Source organism: Caulobacter sp. GW821-FHT11A05, assembly GCF_058809015.1.
On record NZ_JBXASF010000009.1, the window covers coordinates 103113 to 119693 of the forward strand.

A 16581-nucleotide genomic window follows, 5' to 3' on the forward strand; every position below is an offset into this window, starting at 1 on the left:
CATACCGGACATTGAAACGACGCCGCGACGGGCGCGCGACAGACTGATGACAGGTCGCGGGCGCTTAGTGCCGTCCCATGCGCTACTCGGCAACAAACGCTGCAGTCACGGAACAGGCGGGGACCCACACCGCGCTGCTCCCGCGCGGGGTCCGCGACGGCGCTGGCCTCGCCCGGCCGCCGCTGTCGCTTGTCATCCCAAACCCCTTCCAGAAACAGATCGAAGCCATCTTCGACCCTGGCCAGAAGACCGTCGGGGCGCGGGCCGGCGACGATTGGCGCATCGACAGCGTCGAACGCGACCTGGCGCTCTGGCATGCCGTCTCCGGCGGCGGCTTCGACTGCACCCTGCGCGGCGTCGACCAGGCGGAGGGGCGGGGCCCGAGCGTCCATGTGATCTTCCTGCGGGGCGGTGATCTCGAGGTTCGCCAATGGGGCCGGGTGAGCGCCCTCACGGCCGGGGACGTCTTCGTCTGCTGCGGCTGGCTGCCGCTGTCGCTGCATGTCGAGGGGCGGTTCGACGCTCTGATCTGCGAGCTGCCGGCCTGGTGGGCGATCGAACGTTTCCTCGATCGCTCGCTCATCTGCCCCGACCTGCATATCGACGGGGACTTTTTCGCCGCCCGGACGATCTTCCACATGGCCCAGGCCATCTTCGAGCTCGACGCCGGGGACAGAACGGCGGGCCAGGGCATGGCGATGCTGACCGATCTGCTGCGTTCGGGACTGGCCGCCGGCATAGACGACGCCGCGCCCATGCCCCGCGTGGTCGGCCGGCTGGGCCGCATCCTGCAGTTCATGGTCCACAGGATCGATCAGCCGGGCCTGTCGGCCAACGACGCGGCCGCGGCGCTGAAATGCTCGCCGAGGACCATCTACAAGGCCTGCTCCGACGCCGGCACGACCTTCAACGCCCAGCTCATGGAGGTGCGGCTTCTGACCGCCCAGCACCGGCTGCTGCGCGGCGACGACCGCATCTCGCACATAGCCTACGGGGTCGGCTTCTCCAGCCTTTCCCACTTCTCCAGGCAGTTCAAGGCGCGCTTCGGCCTGCCGGCCAACGCCTATCGGCTGGCCGGCCGCAAGCCTGCCTGAGGGCTAGACACTGACCGGCGCCTGGCTTTGAGCCGCGTCCTGGATGCTCCGCCAGGCCCGGGTCCGCCAGGCCGACAGCACCTCGCCAACCCCGCCCTGCCAGTAGGCCATCAGGGCCTTCCACCGCTCGGCCTGCCCCGAGGCGGCCATCAGCTGGTCCGTCTCCGCCTGGATCTCGGCCTGGCGGGTCTGCTGCTGAGCCTCGTCGGCGTCCTTCGGAAGCGCCGCGAACCGGGCGTGCGCGGTCCGCATGCAGCGGCGGATCGTCTCGGTCAGCATGTCCTGCGTCTCCTGGTCCCATCCGGCGGCCAGCCCCTGCTCAGCCTCGGCGGCGCGCTCCCAGGCCATCCAGACGTCTGCCGCCACGCCGGGGGCGGCGTCCGGATCCCAGGCCATCGCCGCCACGACGCGAGCATAGACAGCGGCCACGGGTGGCGAGTCTTTCAAGGCGGCGATGAGCGCGCTCCGCGCCCGCCGCCATTCGTCCCGCGCCACAGGGGAGTCGGCCGACCGTTCGACCAGCTGGACGATCGCCGCCGCCGGGCCATGGGCCGCCGTATGGCGAAGCCTGGGCTCGACACCATCGACCGGATCGCGCCAGACCTCGATGAACCACCCGCGCTGCAGCCGCTGGAGGTCGGCCCCGAGGGCGACACCATCGAGGGTCGCGCGGAGAAACGCGCAGGATCCCTCAAGGTGGGGCGCTCGCGACGCCAGGGACAGAAGGCCGACAAAGCCGCTGCTCAGGCCGAACGCCTGGGCGCAGGCCTGCCGCTCGTCGTCCGTCGCCGCGGTCGACCAGCCGGGATGGTCGCCGGCCGCGGCGCAGGCCCTGGCCTTGAGGGCGGCGTCGCCGAAGAAGGCCCCGGTCGCGGTCATTGATCGACGCCCAGCTGGGCTTCCACGAACTCCGCGAGGCGACCCCGCGGCTGGTTGCCGATCAGCCGTTCGCGGACCGCGCCACCCCGAAACATCAAGAGGGTGGGGACGCTCTGGACGTTGTAGGCATAGGTCACGTCAGGCGCGGCGTCGGTGTCGACGGCGACCACCTCGATCTCCCCGTCATACTCGGCGGCGAGATCGGCCAGGGCCGGCTCCAGCATCCTGCACAGGCCGCAGCCGTCGTTGGTGAACTGGACGAGGACGGGACAGGGCGATCTGAGAACGCGCGCTTCGAACTCGCCGTCGCCGACTTGGGGAAAAGAAATCATCCGGGCCTCCCGATCAGGGAGCGGATTCTAGGGTGGCTCGCGGGGCGCCATCTTCTCAATTTGCCTGCGCCGGAGCGGCCTGGGAGAATTCCATTCTCGTCGCCCCGGCCCCCTCCTTCGCATCCGCGAGAAGGGGGTTGACGGCTCCGATCCGGTTCGCCACCGTAAAGCCACTCATCAAGACCGGCTGAGGGATAGGCCCTTTGACGCCGGGGCAACCTGTCAGGATCCACCCGATCCTGTCGATGGTGCCAACTCCTGCGAGGCTCCCCGGAGCCGCGAGAGATGAGTGAAGCGACGGCTCCCCTGGGGCCGGCACGACTTCACGGGTCTGTCACCGCACGCGTTGGTTCGCCCCACCGGTCTCGCTGAACGAGATCGTCATGAGCCGCTTCAAGACCCTGCACCCCTGTACGACCACCGCCCATCACGGCATCGACGACGACCCCACGCACGGCGCGGTGATCCCGCCGCTCTACCTGTCGTCCAACTACAGCTTCGACGGGCTGGATGGGAAACGGCGCTACGACTACACGCGATCGGGCAACCCGACGCGGGACGTGCTGGCCGAGACCCTGGCCAGCCTGGAAGGCGGCTGCGGCGCGGTGGTGACCGCGACGGGGATGGCGGCCGTGGACCTGGCCCTCTGTTCGCTCCAGCCCGGCGACCTGCTGATCGCGCCGCACGATCTGTACGGCGGCAGCCACCGCCTGCTCAGCGCCCGCGCCCAGCGGGGGCATCTCGAGGTCGCCTTCATCGATCAGAACGATCAGGCGGCGCTGGACGCCGCCTTCGCCCTGGGGCCGAAGCTGATCCTCATCGAGACGCCGTCCAACCCGCTGATGCGGGTGGTCGATGTGGCCGACCTCTGCGCCCGCGCCCACGCCGTGGGCTGCAAGGCGGCGGTGGACAACACCTTCCTGTCGCCGGCCCTGCAGCAGCCGATCGCCCTGGGCGCCGATCTGGTGATCCATTCGACGACCAAATACATCAACGGCCATTCCGACGTGGTCGGCGGCTGTGTCGTGGCCAAGGCCCCGGCCGACCTCGAACAGCTGGCCTGGTGGGCCAACTGCCTGGGCGTCACCGGCTCGCCGTTCGACGTCTGGCTGACCCTGCGGGGCGTCCGCACCCTGTTCCCCCGCATCGAGCGCCAGCAGGCGACGGCCGGGCGGGTCGCCGAGTGGCTGGCGGCGCATCCGGCCGTCAGGGCGGTCCACTATCCGGGCCTGAAGAGCCACACCGGCCATGCCGTCGCCGGCCGCCAGCAGAGCGGCTTTGGCGCCATGCTCAGCTTCGAACTGGCCGACCTCGACAGCGCCCGCGCCTTCGTCGACCAGTTGCAGCTCTTCACCCTGGCCGAATCCCTGGGCGGGGTGGAGAGCCTGGTCGCCCATCCCGGCCTGATGACCCACGCCTCGATGACGCCCCAGGCCCGGGCGACGGCCGGCATCACCGACGGCCTGCTGCGCCTGTCGATCGGGCTGGAGCATCCCGAGGACCTGCTGGCCGACCTGACCGCCGCGCTGGCCGCCGTGCCGACCGCGCGCCTTTTCGAAGCCGTCTGAGAGGCGCCGGCATGACCTCCAATACGCTGGCCCTGGCCCACCCGGCTCCGGCTCACTCCGACAACCCCGCCCCTGCCGACGAGCCCGTCGCCCTGCTGCAGCTCGACGCCAGCGACGCCAGGGAAGCCGCCTCGGCCGTCTATCGCGAGGTTCGGCATGGGCGGCGGGTCGTGGCCGTCGCGTCCGGCGACGCCGAGGCCCCGGCCCGTCTGGTCGCGGCTCTGGACGCGATCGGCGTCCGCGCCGTGCGGCCGGCCCCCGGCGAGGCCTGGCTGACCTCCGGGGTCGCGGTTGTGCCCGGACCGCAGGCGCCGCCCCGCGCGGCGGCTCCGCCCACGCGGGTCCTGCGCATCGCCCTGGCCGGCTGCGGCGTGGTCGGCGGCGGCGTTCTGGCGCGGCTGCTCTCCGATCCGCGCTTCGAGGTGGTCGGAGTGCTGGTCCGGTCGGCGGACAAGTCTCGCGGGACAGCGATCCCCGCCGGGCTGATGCAGACCGATCCGGCCGCCCTGCTGGCCCGCGAGCCCGACGTGCTGGTCGAGGCGATCTCGGACGCCGCGACCGGTCTGGCGCTGATCCGAGCGGCGCTGGCGCGGCGCGTGCACGTGGTCAGCGCCAACAAGCAGGCGGTGGGCGCCGACCTGCCGGCGCTCAGGGCCCTGGCGCAAGGCTGCGGCGCGCGGCTGCTCTATTCGGCCAGCGTCGGCGGCGGCGCGCCCCTGATCGAAACCGTTCGCCGGGCGCGCGCCCAGGCGCCGGTCGTGCGCATTGAGGCGGTGCTGAACGGCACCTGCAACTTCATCCTCAACCGCCTGGCGGACGGATGGGCCTTCGACGCGGCCCTGGCCGAGGCCCGCGCCGCCGGTTTCGCCGAGGAGGATTCGTCGGCCGACCTGAGCGGCCTCGACGCCGCCGCCAAGCTCGCCATCCTCGCCCACGAAGCCGACGGCCGACGGCTCGCCATCTCGGCGGTGTCGCGGACCGCCCTGTCAGCGGCGCTCGCCCTTCCGGCCGGCCGGGTGCGGCAGGTGGCTCGGCTGGACCTGACGACGGGCCGGGCCTCGGTGGGGTTCGAGGCCGTGGGCGCCGACCCTCTGTTCGCCGACCTGGCCGACGAGGGCAACGCCGTCCGGGTGGTCACGGCGGACGGGCAACGCTTCCACGCCAGGGGCCGGGGGGCCGGACAGATCCCGACCGCCGAGAGCGTCTGGGGCGACCTGACCGATCTGCTGACCGAGGGCTGAAAGCGGGCCCACCGCCATTGTGGTTGGAGGGGCGTTCAAACGTTGAGTTGGTCAGCCTGCCCGCGTCAGCGCGGCATCCCCACCTGATCGACCATTCGGGCGCCCGCTTCGATGCAAGACAACCAAACCCTGATCGATCCCTCGGCCCGGCAGGCCGCCGAGAAGGAAAGCCCGCCTGAAAGCGGTTCCGGATCGCTCTGGCAGGACCTCAGGTTCGGCGGCCGCCTGATCGGGCGATACGGCAGGTCAGACCCGATCGCCGCCACCGCGCTGTTCGCGATCTTTCTGTTCTCCGGCGGCCTGGGGTCGTTCCTGATGATGCAGACGCAGGTCAACCTCGCCGCCATCACCAACGCGCTGGTGGCCAAGCAGGCGGGCCTGATCGGCGGTCTGGTCCTGAATATCGTCGGACTGAGCGCCGTGTCGGCCGCCCTGGGCATGCTGACGATCTGGGCCGGACTGACCGTGAGAATCCGGTTCCGGAAACACATGGTCGAAAACTATGTGGGGCGCTGGATAGAGGGCTACAAATTCTTCCACCTGGAGCAGAGAGGCGACCTCGACTATCCCGAGCAGCGCATCCAGGAGGACACCTTTCTGTTCCTCGAGCGCTTCATGATGATCGGCCCCGGCATCCTGATGGTGTCGTTCTCGATCTTTCTCTATTCGGGCCAGCTGTGGCGGATATCGCCGCCGATCACCATCGACGCGATCGGCATGGATCAGGCGATCCCGGGCTTTCTCGTCTATGCGGCGTTCGCCTTCGGCATCGCCTTCACCCTCCTCATCCACTGGGCGGGCGCGAGCCTGACCCGGGTGGAAGTCGTCCGGCAGAGGCTGGAGGCGCAGTTTCGGGCCGAGATGGCGGCCGTGCGGGTGAACGCCGAGGCCATCGCCTTCGCCCGGGGCGCCGGGGTCGAGCACAGCCGCCTGACCGGCACCTTCAACCTGATCCGGAAGAACTGGCGCTTCTACACCTGGTCGAACATGAAGATTAATTTCGTCCGGGGGGTCCCGGAGATGCTGCTGATCATCGGCCCGACGCTGCTGTGCGCGCCCTTCATCCTTCGCCGGCAGCTGCAGATCGGCGATATCGCCCTCATGGCGATGGCCTTCCGGCAGGTGTTCATGGGGGTCGGCGTGCTGACCCTCTACTATGACCAGCTGGCCATCCTGCGGTCCTCCGTCGCCCGCCTTCGCCGTCTGGACGAACTGCTGTCGGTGACCATCCCGAGCGACATCACGGTGGTCGACGGCCAGGGCCGCGACATCGAGGTCCGCAGGCTGACCATCGCCTATCCGGACGGCTTGGCCATGACCGAGGTCGGCGACCTGACCATCGCCCCCGGCGACCGCCTGCTGGTCCAGGGCCGCTCCGGGGCCGGCAAGAGCACCCTGCTGCGCGCCATCGCCGGCCTCTGGCCCTTCGGAGCCGGCGAGGTCACCCTGCCCCAGGACGCCCGCATCGCCTTCCTGCCCCAGCGCGGCTACATGCCCGACGGAACCCTGGCCAGCCTGATGGCCTATCCGCGCACGCCGGACGCCTTCTCCGACGAGACCTATGTCGATCTTCTCACCCACCTGGGCCTGGAGCGGCTGGTCCCCAGGCTGCACGACTTCGAGCCCTGGGGCCGCAGCCTGTCGCCGGGCGAACAGCAGCGGATCTCCGCCGCCCGCGCCATCCTGGCCGCGCCCGACTTCCTGTTCGTCGATGAGGCCACGAGCGCCCTCGACACCGAGTCCGAGGCCACCCTCTACGGCCTCATCGCCCAGCGCCTGCCCAGCACGGCCCTGATCTCCGTCGCCCACCGGCCGACCGTCGAGCGCTTCCACACCACCCGTCTCAAGCTCGAAGGCGGCAAGACCCGCCTGGGCGCCATCGCCCCCGCCACGGCGTAGCGCCGCGCCCCGGCCCCGTCCGCCGGAGCCCTCATTGCACTGAGAGGCAAGTCATCAGCACTGTGGGGCAACAAGTATGCTGGCAATACGACAGTCGAATAGCGACGTTCAAATGACTCTTTCCTAACAAAATTCGGGGAAAGAGAATTATATTCTCTTTCATGTATATTTTCGACCTCTTCATATCTACGAACACTCAATAAAGAGCATCGTTTTGCATTGAAGACACTCTTGCGCGGCGCCACCCTAGCGTCCTGGGCAGGCCTCCATCCCCGCGAGCGCGGATGGCCCCGCCCCACCTAATTCGTCGCGTTGGGAAGCTGATATGCGTCCGTCGGGCAAAAGGTCTTCGGCAATGCGGCTCGGCTCCGGCCGGGGCCATGGCCAACGGGGGACGCCCCGGTGAAACCAGCGCTGTCGGCTGACGATCTGCGGGAAGTGTTCTGCGACACGCGCGTCGAACTGGAGCGCATGTTGCGCCGCCGGGTGCGGTGCGCGGACCTGGCGGCCGACCTGACGCAGGATACCTTCCTGCGCCTCGGCCAGATCACCGCCGCCTTGCCTGACCGCGACCAGGCCCGGTCCTACCTGTTCCGCATCGCCAAGAACCTCGCCACCGACCATCAGCGCCGGGAGGGGCGGCGCGCGGAGATCCTGGCGGGTTCGACGGTGCTGTTCGAGGACTACCGGTCGACGCCCGAGGACGTGACGCTGGCGAAGGACCAGATGCAGGTCGTGGAGGCGGCCCTGGCCGAGCTGCCGAAGCATTGCCGCAACGTCCTGCTCATGAGCCGCCTGCAGGGCATGACCCACGGCCAGATCGCCGCCGAGCTGAAGGTCAGCAAGAGCCTTGTGGAGAAGTACGCGATCAAGGCCGCGCTGCACTGCCGGGCAAGGCTGGAAGCGCTGTAGGACCTTCTTCGCTACCCGCATTGCGATATTCGATCGTGCTGATCGTTGTTGTTGCATGACCGCCCTTCGAACGCCCCCCGGCGCAGACGATGAGCCAGCCGAGCCCCTGGACGACCTCGCGCGTCAGGCGACGCGCTGGGTCGTCCGATTGACCAGCGGGGAGGCGACCTCCGAGGACATCGAAACCTATCGGCAATGGCGCGACCACTGTCCCGAGCACGCGGCGGCGCTGGCCGAGGCGCGCCGGCACTGGCTGCTCTTGGGGCCCGCCCTGGAGGCGGATCGCGCCTCGCCGTCCGCGCCCCCTTCCGCCTGAACCTTCGTCGGTTGCGGTTGTGGCCCCGCCCACTCGTTACCCCCAGGTGACGCGAACCGCCCTGGCGGGCGCGCCGGACGCCGTTCGATCCGTTACCTGGGGATTCCATTGGCCATGCAAGACAAGCTGCTCCCGACGGAGACCGGCGGCGCCGGCAGTCCAGGCGACGGCGGCCCCGGATCGCGCCGGCTGGGCGGCGTCTGGCGGGATGTCAGTCACGTTGGCTGGCTGATCGGCCAGTACGTCAAGGCCGACCCCTGGGTCGGCGTCCTGCTGCTTGGGGCCCAGGTCGGCGGAGGCCTGGCCTCCACCTTCATACTCCTGCAGATGCAGGTCGGTCTGGCGGCCCTCACCAACGAGTTGGCGGCGCTGAACGGGGATCGGATTCCCGGCCACACCACCACCCTGCTGGGCCTCGCGGCCGTTGCCGCCAGCCTGATCGCGGTCATGGTTCTCGTACGGTTCGCTCTCCAGATCCGCTTCCGCCGCGTCGTGACCAACAACCTGCTGGGGCGTTGGCTGGCGGATAACCGGTTCTTCCACCTCGACAGGCGGGCCGATGTCGATCACCCCGAGCAACGGATCCAGGAAGACGTCTTCCAGTTCATCGAACGCACGATGTCGATGGCGCCGACCGTCCTGTTCTCGTTCTTCGCCATCTTCCTCTACACCGGCCAGCTGTGGCGCCTGTCGCCGCCGATCCGGGTCCCCGGCCTGGACCAGCCCCTACCCGGGGCCTTGGTCTTCCTGGCCTATGGCTTCGCCATCGCCTTCACCCTGATCGTCCACTGGGTGGGCGTCGGCCTGACCCGGGCCGAGGTCGCGCGCCAGGGGCTGGAGGCCCGGTTCCGCCAGCAGATGGGGGGCCTTCGGCAGAACGCCGAGCCGATCGCCTTCGCCCGCGCCGCCGGCGCTGAGAAGGAGCGCCTGACCAGCAGTTTCGGCGACATCCGCCGCAACTGGCGGGCCTTCACCTGGGCGAGCATGACGGTCAACTTCGTCAAGGACCTGCCCACCACCATCCTGATCATCGCGCCCACCCTGATGGCCGCGCCCTTCGTGCTCAGTGGACAGATGCAGATCGGCGACGTCGTGCTGATCGCCGCCTCGCTCGCGGCCGTCTACGGCGGCGTCGGCGTCATCGTTCAATACTACGACCAGCTGGCCATCGTCCGCTCGGCGGTCGCCCGTCTGCGGCTTCTGCACGAGCTGCTGTCGACGACCATCCCCAGCGACATCACGGTGGTCGACGGCCAGGGCCGCAACATCGAGGTCCGCAGGCTGACCATCGCCTATCCGGACGGCTTGGCCATGACCGAGGTCGGCGACCTGACCATCGCCCCTGGCGACCGGCTGCTGGTCCAGGGCCGCTCCGGGGCCGGCAAGAGCACCCTGCTGCGCGCCATCGCCGGCCTCTGGCCCTTCGGAGCCGGCGAGGTCACCCTGCCCCAGGACGCCCGCATCGCCTTCCTGCCCCAGCGCGGCTACATGCCCGACGGCACCCTGGCCAGCCTGATGGCCTACCCGCGCACGCCGGACGCCTTCTCCGACGAGACCTATGTCGATCTTCTCACCCACCTGGGCCTCGAACGGCTGGTCCCCAGGCTGCACGACTTCGAACCCTGGGGCCGCAGCCTGTCGCCGGGCGAGCAGCAGCGAATCTCCGCCGCCCGCGCCATCCTGGCCGCGCCAGACTTCCTGTTCGTCGACGAGGCCACCAGCGCCCTCGATACCGAGTCCGAGGCCACCCTCTACGGTCTCATCGCCGAGCGCCTGCCCAGCACGGCCCTGATCTCCGTCGCCCACCGGCCCACCGTCGAGCGCTTCCACACCACCCGTCTCAAGCTCGAAGGCGGCAAGACCCGCCTGGGCGCCATCCCTCAAGCCACAGCCTGAAAGAAAGAAGCATGTCCCTCATAGCCGACGTCACCACCGAGCAGTTCGAGACTGAAGTCCTGCAGTCCAGCCTTCCGGTGTTCGTGGATTTTCACGCCCAATGGTGCGGCCCCTGCAAGGCGATGGCGCCGGCCCTGGAAGACATGGCCCGCGAGTTCGAGGGCGAGGTCCGCATCGTCAAGGTCGATATCGACGCCGAGCCGGCGCTGATGGAGCGCTACAACGTCCAGGGCGTGCCGACCTTCGTGATGATCCAGGACGGGGAGATCAAGGAGCGGTTCAGCGGCGGCGCCACCCGCGGCAAGCTGGCGGCGGTCTTCGAACGCTTCGTCGGGGGCGGTCAATGAGCGCGTTCGGCGCTGAAGCGCGCAAACAGTCGCTGCTGGAGGATATCCGCGCCCAGGGCCCGGCCTATCAGCAATGGCTGAATCCGGAGAACAACCCCGCCGACCTCGCCCGGGACTACAGCCTGCACCTGGCCTTCCTGCGCCTCGCGCCCGTCCTGGCCGGATATGGCGTGGATGACGAAGGCAAGGCGTTCCTTGCCTCGGCGCTCGAGGCCCTGCTGGTCGGCGGCGACGAACTGAACGCCGTCCGCCGCTGGTTCCTGGCGGCCTGGGATGACCAGGCCTATGGGATCGGCGCGACGCTGGCGTCGACGCCCCTGCTCGCGCCCGCCGAAGCCATCATCGACCTGGTCCGCCGCTCGCTCGCCGAGCCGGTGGAGAAGCAGGCCTGGCGAAAGGCCCGCTCCGCCCTGCTCGCCGCCATCGAGGCGGCCGGCCTGTCGAGCGACCTGGCCGACCCGGTGCTGTCGATGGCCTGGGACCTCGACCAGACGCCCGGCGCCGCCGGCGATGTGGCCAACGCCTGGGGCGGTCCGATCCTCTGGCGGGCCCATGCCGAGGACGCCGACCAGTTCACCCAGGCCGAGAACGATGAGCTGATGGAGGCCTACCGTCTCTTCCACGAGCAGGCCATGGAAACGGTCGGCGAACTCATCCCCGGCAATGCCGAGCAGTACGCCGCCTACCAGGCGGCCCAGGCCAACCTCTGGGCGGCTCAGCCGCGGCTGAAGGCTTTGAAGCAGCGCTCCGACGATCGCGGCGCCCGCGCCAACGCCATCTTCGCGGCCTGGCGGGCCGAGGCGCGGCAGGCGCTTCTGGACTGCCTGCGGACGGCTCCCGTCTACAGCGCGGCCTGACAACGCCCACCGGCCGGCCGAGGGGCCTCGGCCGGCCGGTGGATCAGCCATCATCAAATGAAAAAGCCCGCCGGTTCGCGGGACGCGACTCTCGGCGGGCCAATGACCGGGCTTGTTCGACCGCGGCGTCCATCCGGGCCGGCGTCGCTTTCACACGACGCCAGCCCGGGGGTCGCCGCCTATTTGAAGCGATACCGCACGGTGGCGATGAAGGCGCGCGGCTGTTCGACGTTGGCGTTGCCGAAGGTCCCGGAACTCACCGAGTAGAGACGTTCGTCGGTGACGTTCTTGACCCCGAACGTCGCCGACCATTTGGGCGCGTCGTAGCCGACGCTCAGGTCGAGCCTGAACTGGCTGGGGTTGTCGGCCGTCGGCAGGGTGGGGCTGCCATCGACCCGCGCGCTGCGCGCCCGAAGGCCGCCCCCGGCCCACCAGCCGACGCCGTCGGTCCCGAAGTCGTAGGTCAGCCAGATGCTGCCCTGGTGCGGCGCATACAGGGCGTTGGCCACCGACAGGTCATCGGTCTCGGTGTTGGCGTAGCGGTAGTTGGCCCGCACCTCGAGCCGCGGCAGGATCTTGCCCGAAACGTCCAGCTCGAGACCCTCGGAGTGCATGCCCTTCACCGTGACGTAGCAGACCAGCGTCTGGCCCAGGCAGATCGGCATGTTGTTGACCGGATCGGGCACGGCGACGTTCTTCTGGTCGATGGAGTAGACCGACAGCGTGGCCGCGATCTTCTCGTCCATCAGCAGCGCCTTGACCCCGACTTCGTACTGCTGGGCGTCTTCGGGCGGCACGGTGTTGCCATTGATGTTGTAGAAGCCCTGGTTCGGCCGGAAGCCCTTGGAGGCGTTGCCGTAGACCGACAGCGTGGGCGAGATCCGGTAGACGACGCCCAGAGATGGCAAGGTCCGCTCGAAGGTTTCCAGCTTGGGCCCGGTCAAGGTCTGGGCCTCGTATGACATCTTCCGGACGCCGGCCAACACCACCAGCTTGCCCCAGGTCATCTGGTCCATCAGCAGGATGCCGGTCTCTTCGGGATTGAAACCGCCGCCCGCGAAGGGGGTCGGAATCCCGAAGATCGGGCCAAGGTCGGCGGTGCGGTCGAGAGTGACCCCGGTGTCGAGATTGGTGGAGTAGGCGCCCACGAGCCGCTGCTTCACCTGGTATTTGCCGGTCGAGATGTCGTAGGCCGCCAGCAGCTTGTGCTCGATCGGGCCGGTGTCGAAGCGGCCGCGCAGTTCGAGCTTGGTGTTCTCGACCTTCGTGGTCGAGACCCCTTCGAACTGGATGGTCATGACGCTCGGCGGGGGCACGAAGAACGGGAAGGCGAAGGTCGCGCTGGTGCTCGAGTCCCGATCCTGCTGGTCATGCGAATACCGGAGCGCCAGGCTCCAGTCGTCGGTGATCCTCTGTTCCAGGGTGAAGGTCGCGGTGCGGCTCTCGACCTCGATGCCGCTGTCCCTGGGCCCGAAGCGATAGATCGGCAGGTCGTCCGTCAGCTTGGACTTGTCCGTGATGACCAGGGTCTCGGGCGCGTTGCGGATATCCTGGTATTCGTACTGGGCGGTGAACTCGGTGCCCCAACTCGGAATCCGGAAGGTCACGGAGGGCGCCAGGTAGTCCGTCGAGGACCCGTCGTAGCCGGCCTCGGTATGATCGGCGCTCTGCGTCGACCCGACCAGGCGGGCGCGAATATTGCCCTCCGACGTCAAGGGACCGCCGACGTCGAAGCCGACGTCATAATAGCCGTTGCTGCCCACCGAGGAGGTCACTTCGGCCTTCAGGGTGCTCGGCGGCGTCTTGGTGATGATGTTGACGACGCCGCCATAGCCGGCGCCGACGCCGGCGATGATGGCTTCGGGGCCCTTGACGACTTCAAGGCGCGATATGGCGATGATCGGCAGGTTGTTGGACCGGCCGTCGATCCCCAGGTTGCCGTTGCGCATGACGTTGGCGTTGAAGCCGCGCATGGAGAACGAGCCTTCGATGCCGCCATCGACGCCGGAGACGTTGGCGACGGCGTCGGCGAAGGTCAGGGACTGCTGGCGCTGAAGGAGTTCCTCGCTGACCGTGCTGACCGACAGGGGCAGCGTCATCGGATCGGCGTCCATCCGCGTGCCGGTGCGGGTGCGATCGGCCAGGTGGGAGACGCCGGTCGAGGTGACGACGACCTCGGACACGTCACCCCCAACGGACGCGACGTCGGACTGCGAGGTCGGGCACCCCCGCGCCTCGCTGACGATGAGGACGCCGCCGGCCTCGCCGCAGGAGGTCAGCTTGGTGCCGGCGAGGACGCTTTCGAGCGCCTGGCGGGACGACTGGGCGCCCTTGGCGCCCTGGGTGGTGCGCCCGGCGATGTCGACGCCTTCGATGCGCACCTTCTGGCCGGTCGCCGTCTCATAGGCGGTCAGGGCCGCGGCCAGGTCGCCGGCCGGAATGTCATAGGTTCGCTGCTGCGCGAGGGCCGGCGAAGCGAACAGGGCCAGCGCGCCGCATAGGGCCGTCGTCGCCAGGTAGGTTTTATTCAGACAAGGTGTTTTGGTCATAAGAACCCCCGATGTGGCGACGACGCCGTCGCTCGTGCAGACAGTAAACGTCTGTGCCGAAGCGATTCCTCAAAGGCCCGCCGCGCGCCGGGACCACCCCTCTTCATTAGGCGCTGATTTCATTATAGAAATACCACAGTTTTTTATGATCCCGGCACGCCGTTCGCTCTACGGCCGGGTCTTTTCGTCGCAAAGCCGGCCCTGCAAGAATGACATCGTCGAGGCGGCGCCCCTCGAACGATCAGGCAAGAACATGCCTCTGGAAAACCCGGTTCAGGTAATTTTCATGCGGGATTGCCGAGGCCGCAGGCTGAGGTCGCGCCCCGGGGAGTCCGGCCGATCCTGAAGGCCTCAACCGGGCGCATTTCGCCAACCTGGACTGCATCTATAGTTTGAGCCGACTTGCGGACGTCTCGCCCTGGCCGGTTAACCGTCGCCTTCCGGTCCCGTTGCTTGGGGATATCTGGCGGCGACCGGCGGCAAACCTAAGCGGGAAGATCGATGCGGGTGACAGCTCATATCTTCTCCCGGCCCCGCCAAATGGAGAATGGTCTTTCCGCAAACCGTGGCGGCGCAGAGAAGCTTGGAACGCCGCCCTCGCGCCCTGGCCCTATCTTCGGGAAGACAGCGCCGCCGTCCGTGACGGCCCGGCCCAACCCTCATCCTCAGAAGATCGGCGCATGAGCCTCAACGACACTGACCTGATCTCCCGCTCGACCCTGTTCGGCAATCCGCGGCGCGGCAGCTGCCAGATCAGCCCCTGCGGACGCTGGCTGGCCTTCATCGCCCCGCGCGACGGGGTGATGAACCTGTGGATCAGCGAGCGCGGCGCCGATCTCGCCGAGGCCCTGGCGGCGGCGCGGCCGATCACCCATGACCGCGGTCGCGGCGTCTACCAGTACTTCTGGGCCTTCGACGGGGTCCATCTGCTTTACCTGCAGGACCAGGACGGCGACGAGAACGAGCATCTCTACGCCGTGCCGGCGGCCGGCGGCGCGATCCGCGACATGACCCCCTTCGCCGGCGCCCGCGCCACCCTGCAGGGCGTCAGCCGCAAACAGCCGGGCAGCCTGCTGGTGACCATCAACCAGCGCGATCCCCGCTTCGCCGACCTCTTCCGGCTGGATCTGGCCAGCGGCGAGCTGGTCCTGGTGCGCGAGAACCCCGGCTACTTCGGATTTCTCACCGACGACGACTACCAGGTGAAGATGGCGATGGCGTCCCAGCCGGACGGCAGCGTCGAAATGCTGCAGCCCGAGGGCGACGGCTGGACCACCTGGCGGGTGATCTCCGAACCGGACAGCGCCAACACCTGGCCCCAGATGCTGCATGCCGACGGCCGCACTCTCTACATGTTCGAAAGCCGGGACCGGGATACCGCCGCCCTGGTCAGCTATGACCTGGAGGGCAGTTCCGATCGGGCGACGCTGATCGCCGAGCACCCCCAGGCCGACATCAGCGGACTGTGGACGGACATCCACAGCCATGAGCCCCTGGCCTGGACCGCGACTTTCGAACGGCGCGAAATCCATGTGCTGGACGCGCGGATCGCGGCCGACATCGCCCACCTCGATACCCAGGGCCTCGGCCAGTGGGGGGTCGGCAGCCGCACGGACGACGACAGCCTGTGGATTGTCGTGGCCTCCACCGACCGAAACCCGACGGCCTTCTACCTCTATGAGCGGGCGTCGAAGACGCTGACCAAGCTCTATGACGCGCGGCCCGAACTGGCCAAGGCGCCGCTGGCCCGGATGCAGAGCACGGTGATCAGGAGCCGCGATGGCCTGGGACTGGTCAGCTACCTGACCCTGCCGGTCCATGCCGAGGCGGCTGGCCAGGCGCTGACCAGCACCGAGCCGCTGCCGCTGGTGCTGCTCGTGCACGGCGGCCCGCGGGATCGCGATTCCTGGGGCTACAACCCCCTGCACCAATGGCTGGCCAATCGCGGCTATGCCGTGCTCAGCGTCAACTTCCGGGCCTCCACGGGCTTCGGGAAAGGCTTCGTCCGGGCCGGCGATGGCGAGTGGGGCGGCCGGATGGACGACGACCTGGTCGATGCGGTGACCTGGGCGATCGAACGCCGGGTCGCCGATCCGAAGCGCATCTGCATCATGGGCGGCAGCTACGGCGGCTACGCCACGCTCTGGGGCATGACGGCGCATCCGGACCTCTACGCCTGCGGTGTCGACATCGTCGGCCCCTCCAACCTGGAGACCCTGGCCGCCTCGATCCCGCCCTACTGGGAGGCGGCGAAGTCCCAGTTCTTCAGCATGATCGGCAATCCGGAGACCCCGGCCGGCCTGGAGCTCATGCAGCGTCGGTCGCCGGTCCACCGCGCCGGCGCGATCCGCAAACCCCTGCTCATCGGCCAGGGGGCCAATGATCCGCGGGTGAAACAGGCCGAAAGCGACCAGATGGTCGCCGCAATGAAGGCCAACGGCGTCCCCGTGACCTATGTGCTCTTCCCCGACGAAGGGCACGGCTTCCACCGGCCGGCCAATAACATCCGGTTCAACGCCATCACCGAAGATTTTCTCGCCAAATACCTCGGCGGTCGCAGTGAGCCCCTGGCTCCCGGTGAAGTCGAGGGCAATACCGCCGTCCTTGTGGAAGACTCCCTGCACTGACGGAGGCCGGCCGGCGATCGGCGCTGAGGGTCCTGCTAACCTCCGCGCCGGTCGCCGGCCAATC

Annotated in this window: 13 protein-coding genes and 1 riboswitch; of the genes, 10 read left to right on the plus strand and 3 right to left on the minus strand. The window is 68.7% G+C overall.

The features are described from left to right. Positions 1 to 77 precede the first annotated feature (77 nt). On the plus strand, positions 78 to 1094 hold the full coding sequence (locus AC1RSK_RS14300) for a helix-turn-helix transcriptional regulator (RefSeq protein ID WP_492908235.1): 1017 nt from the start codon (positions 78 to 80) through the stop codon (positions 1092 to 1094). Between the two features lie 3 nt (positions 1095 to 1097). Here AC1RSK_RS14300 and AC1RSK_RS14305 read toward each other — a convergent pair whose 3' ends face one another. Continuing rightward, complete coding sequence (locus tag AC1RSK_RS14305) at positions 1098 to 1973, minus strand: hypothetical protein (RefSeq protein WP_492908236.1); 876 nt, start codon at positions 1971 to 1973, stop codon at positions 1098 to 1100. Further along, a complete protein-coding gene (locus tag AC1RSK_RS14310) occupies positions 1970 to 2305 on the minus strand; it encodes a thioredoxin family protein (RefSeq protein ID WP_492908237.1) in 336 nt (111 codons plus the stop codon). Before AC1RSK_RS14310 ends, AC1RSK_RS14305 begins: the two co-directional genes overlap by 4 nt. Positions 2306 to 2476: 171 nt before the next feature. Then, positions 2477 to 2597, plus strand: a riboswitch (SAM riboswitch). A gap of 91 nt (positions 2598 to 2688) precedes the next feature. On the opposite strand from AC1RSK_RS14310, the gene metB reads away from it, so the two are divergent. The 8 genes from metB to AC1RSK_RS14350 all read left to right on the plus strand — a co-directional run bounded on the left by metB (position 2689) and on the right by AC1RSK_RS14350 (position 11341). Continuing rightward, positions 2689 to 3873: a cystathionine gamma-synthase gene (gene metB / locus AC1RSK_RS14315; RefSeq protein ID WP_492908238.1), complete on the plus strand. Its 1185-nt coding sequence runs from the start codon at positions 2689 to 2691 to the stop codon at positions 3871 to 3873. 11 nt (positions 3874 to 3884) lie between these two features. Next, positions 3885 to 5114: a homoserine dehydrogenase gene (locus tag AC1RSK_RS14320; RefSeq protein ID WP_492908239.1), complete on the plus strand. Its 1230-nt coding sequence runs from the start codon at positions 3885 to 3887 to the stop codon at positions 5112 to 5114. Positions 5115 to 5225: 111 nt separating this feature from the next. Then, a complete protein-coding gene (locus tag AC1RSK_RS14325; RefSeq protein ID WP_492908240.1) occupies positions 5226 to 7013 on the plus strand; it encodes an ABC transporter ATP-binding protein/permease in 1788 nt (595 codons plus the stop codon). Positions 7014 to 7415: 402 nt separating this feature from the next. After that, a complete protein-coding gene (locus tag AC1RSK_RS14330; protein ID WP_492908241.1) occupies positions 7416 to 7925 on the plus strand; it encodes an RNA polymerase sigma factor in 510 nt (169 codons plus the stop codon). 55 nt (positions 7926 to 7980) lie between these two features. Then, complete coding sequence (locus AC1RSK_RS14335) at positions 7981 to 8241, plus strand: FecR/PupR family sigma factor regulator (RefSeq protein WP_492908242.1); 261 nt, start codon at positions 7981 to 7983, stop codon at positions 8239 to 8241. 114 nt (positions 8242 to 8355) lie between these two features. Further along, on the plus strand, positions 8356 to 10137 hold the full coding sequence (locus tag AC1RSK_RS14340) for an ABC transporter ATP-binding protein/permease (RefSeq protein ID WP_492908243.1): 1782 nt from the start codon (positions 8356 to 8358) through the stop codon (positions 10135 to 10137). An 11-nt stretch (positions 10138 to 10148) separates the two neighbouring features. After that, on the plus strand, positions 10149 to 10484 hold the full coding sequence (gene trxA, locus AC1RSK_RS14345; protein WP_492908244.1) for a thioredoxin: 336 nt from the start codon (positions 10149 to 10151) through the stop codon (positions 10482 to 10484). Next, positions 10481 to 11341, plus strand: coding sequence for a hypothetical protein (locus AC1RSK_RS14350; protein ID WP_492908245.1), 861 nt, complete (start codon positions 10481 to 10483; stop codon positions 11339 to 11341). The genes trxA and AC1RSK_RS14350 overlap by 4 nt, the downstream gene beginning before the upstream one ends. A 179-nt stretch (positions 11342 to 11520) precedes the next feature. On the opposite strand, the gene AC1RSK_RS14355 is transcribed toward AC1RSK_RS14350, so the two are convergent. Continuing rightward, entirely contained in the window at positions 11521 to 13890 is a 2370-nt protein-coding gene (locus AC1RSK_RS14355) for a TonB-dependent siderophore receptor (protein WP_492908246.1), read from the minus strand. Positions 13891 to 14570: 680 nt separating this feature from the next. On the opposite strand from AC1RSK_RS14355, the gene AC1RSK_RS14360 reads away from it, so the two are divergent. Next, positions 14571 to 16517, plus strand: coding sequence for an alpha/beta fold hydrolase (locus tag AC1RSK_RS14360; protein ID WP_492908247.1), 1947 nt, complete (start codon positions 14571 to 14573; stop codon positions 16515 to 16517). Positions 16518 to 16581 lie beyond the last annotated feature (64 nt).

Coding starts and splice junctions, on each gene's coding strand:
- AC1RSK_RS14300 (WP_492908235.1), top strand. CDS start 78: ATGCGCTACTCGGCAACAAACGCTGCAGTCACGGAACAGGCGGGGACC.
- AC1RSK_RS14305 (WP_492908236.1), bottom strand. CDS start 1,973: ATGACCGCGACCGGGGCCTTCTTCGGCGACGCCGCCCTCAAGGCCAGG.
- AC1RSK_RS14310 (WP_492908237.1), bottom strand. CDS start 2,305: ATGATTTCTTTTCCCCAAGTCGGCGACGGCGAGTTCGAAGCGCGCGTT.
- metB (WP_492908238.1), top strand. CDS start 2,689: ATGAGCCGCTTCAAGACCCTGCACCCCTGTACGACCACCGCCCATCAC.
- AC1RSK_RS14320 (WP_492908239.1), top strand. CDS start 3,885: ATGACCTCCAATACGCTGGCCCTGGCCCACCCGGCTCCGGCTCACTCC.
- AC1RSK_RS14325 (WP_492908240.1), top strand. CDS start 5,226: ATGCAAGACAACCAAACCCTGATCGATCCCTCGGCCCGGCAGGCCGCC.
- AC1RSK_RS14335 (WP_492908242.1), top strand. CDS start 7,981: ATGACCGCCCTTCGAACGCCCCCCGGCGCAGACGATGAGCCAGCCGAG.
- AC1RSK_RS14340 (WP_492908243.1), top strand. CDS start 8,356: ATGCAAGACAAGCTGCTCCCGACGGAGACCGGCGGCGCCGGCAGTCCA.
- trxA (WP_492908244.1), top strand. CDS start 10,149: ATGTCCCTCATAGCCGACGTCACCACCGAGCAGTTCGAGACTGAAGTC.
- AC1RSK_RS14350 (WP_492908245.1), top strand. CDS start 10,481: ATGAGCGCGTTCGGCGCTGAAGCGCGCAAACAGTCGCTGCTGGAGGAT.
- AC1RSK_RS14355 (WP_492908246.1), bottom strand. CDS start 13,890: ATGACCAAAACACCTTGTCTGAATAAAACCTACCTGGCGACGACGGCC.
- AC1RSK_RS14360 (WP_492908247.1), top strand. CDS start 14,571: ATGAGCCTCAACGACACTGACCTGATCTCCCGCTCGACCCTGTTCGGC.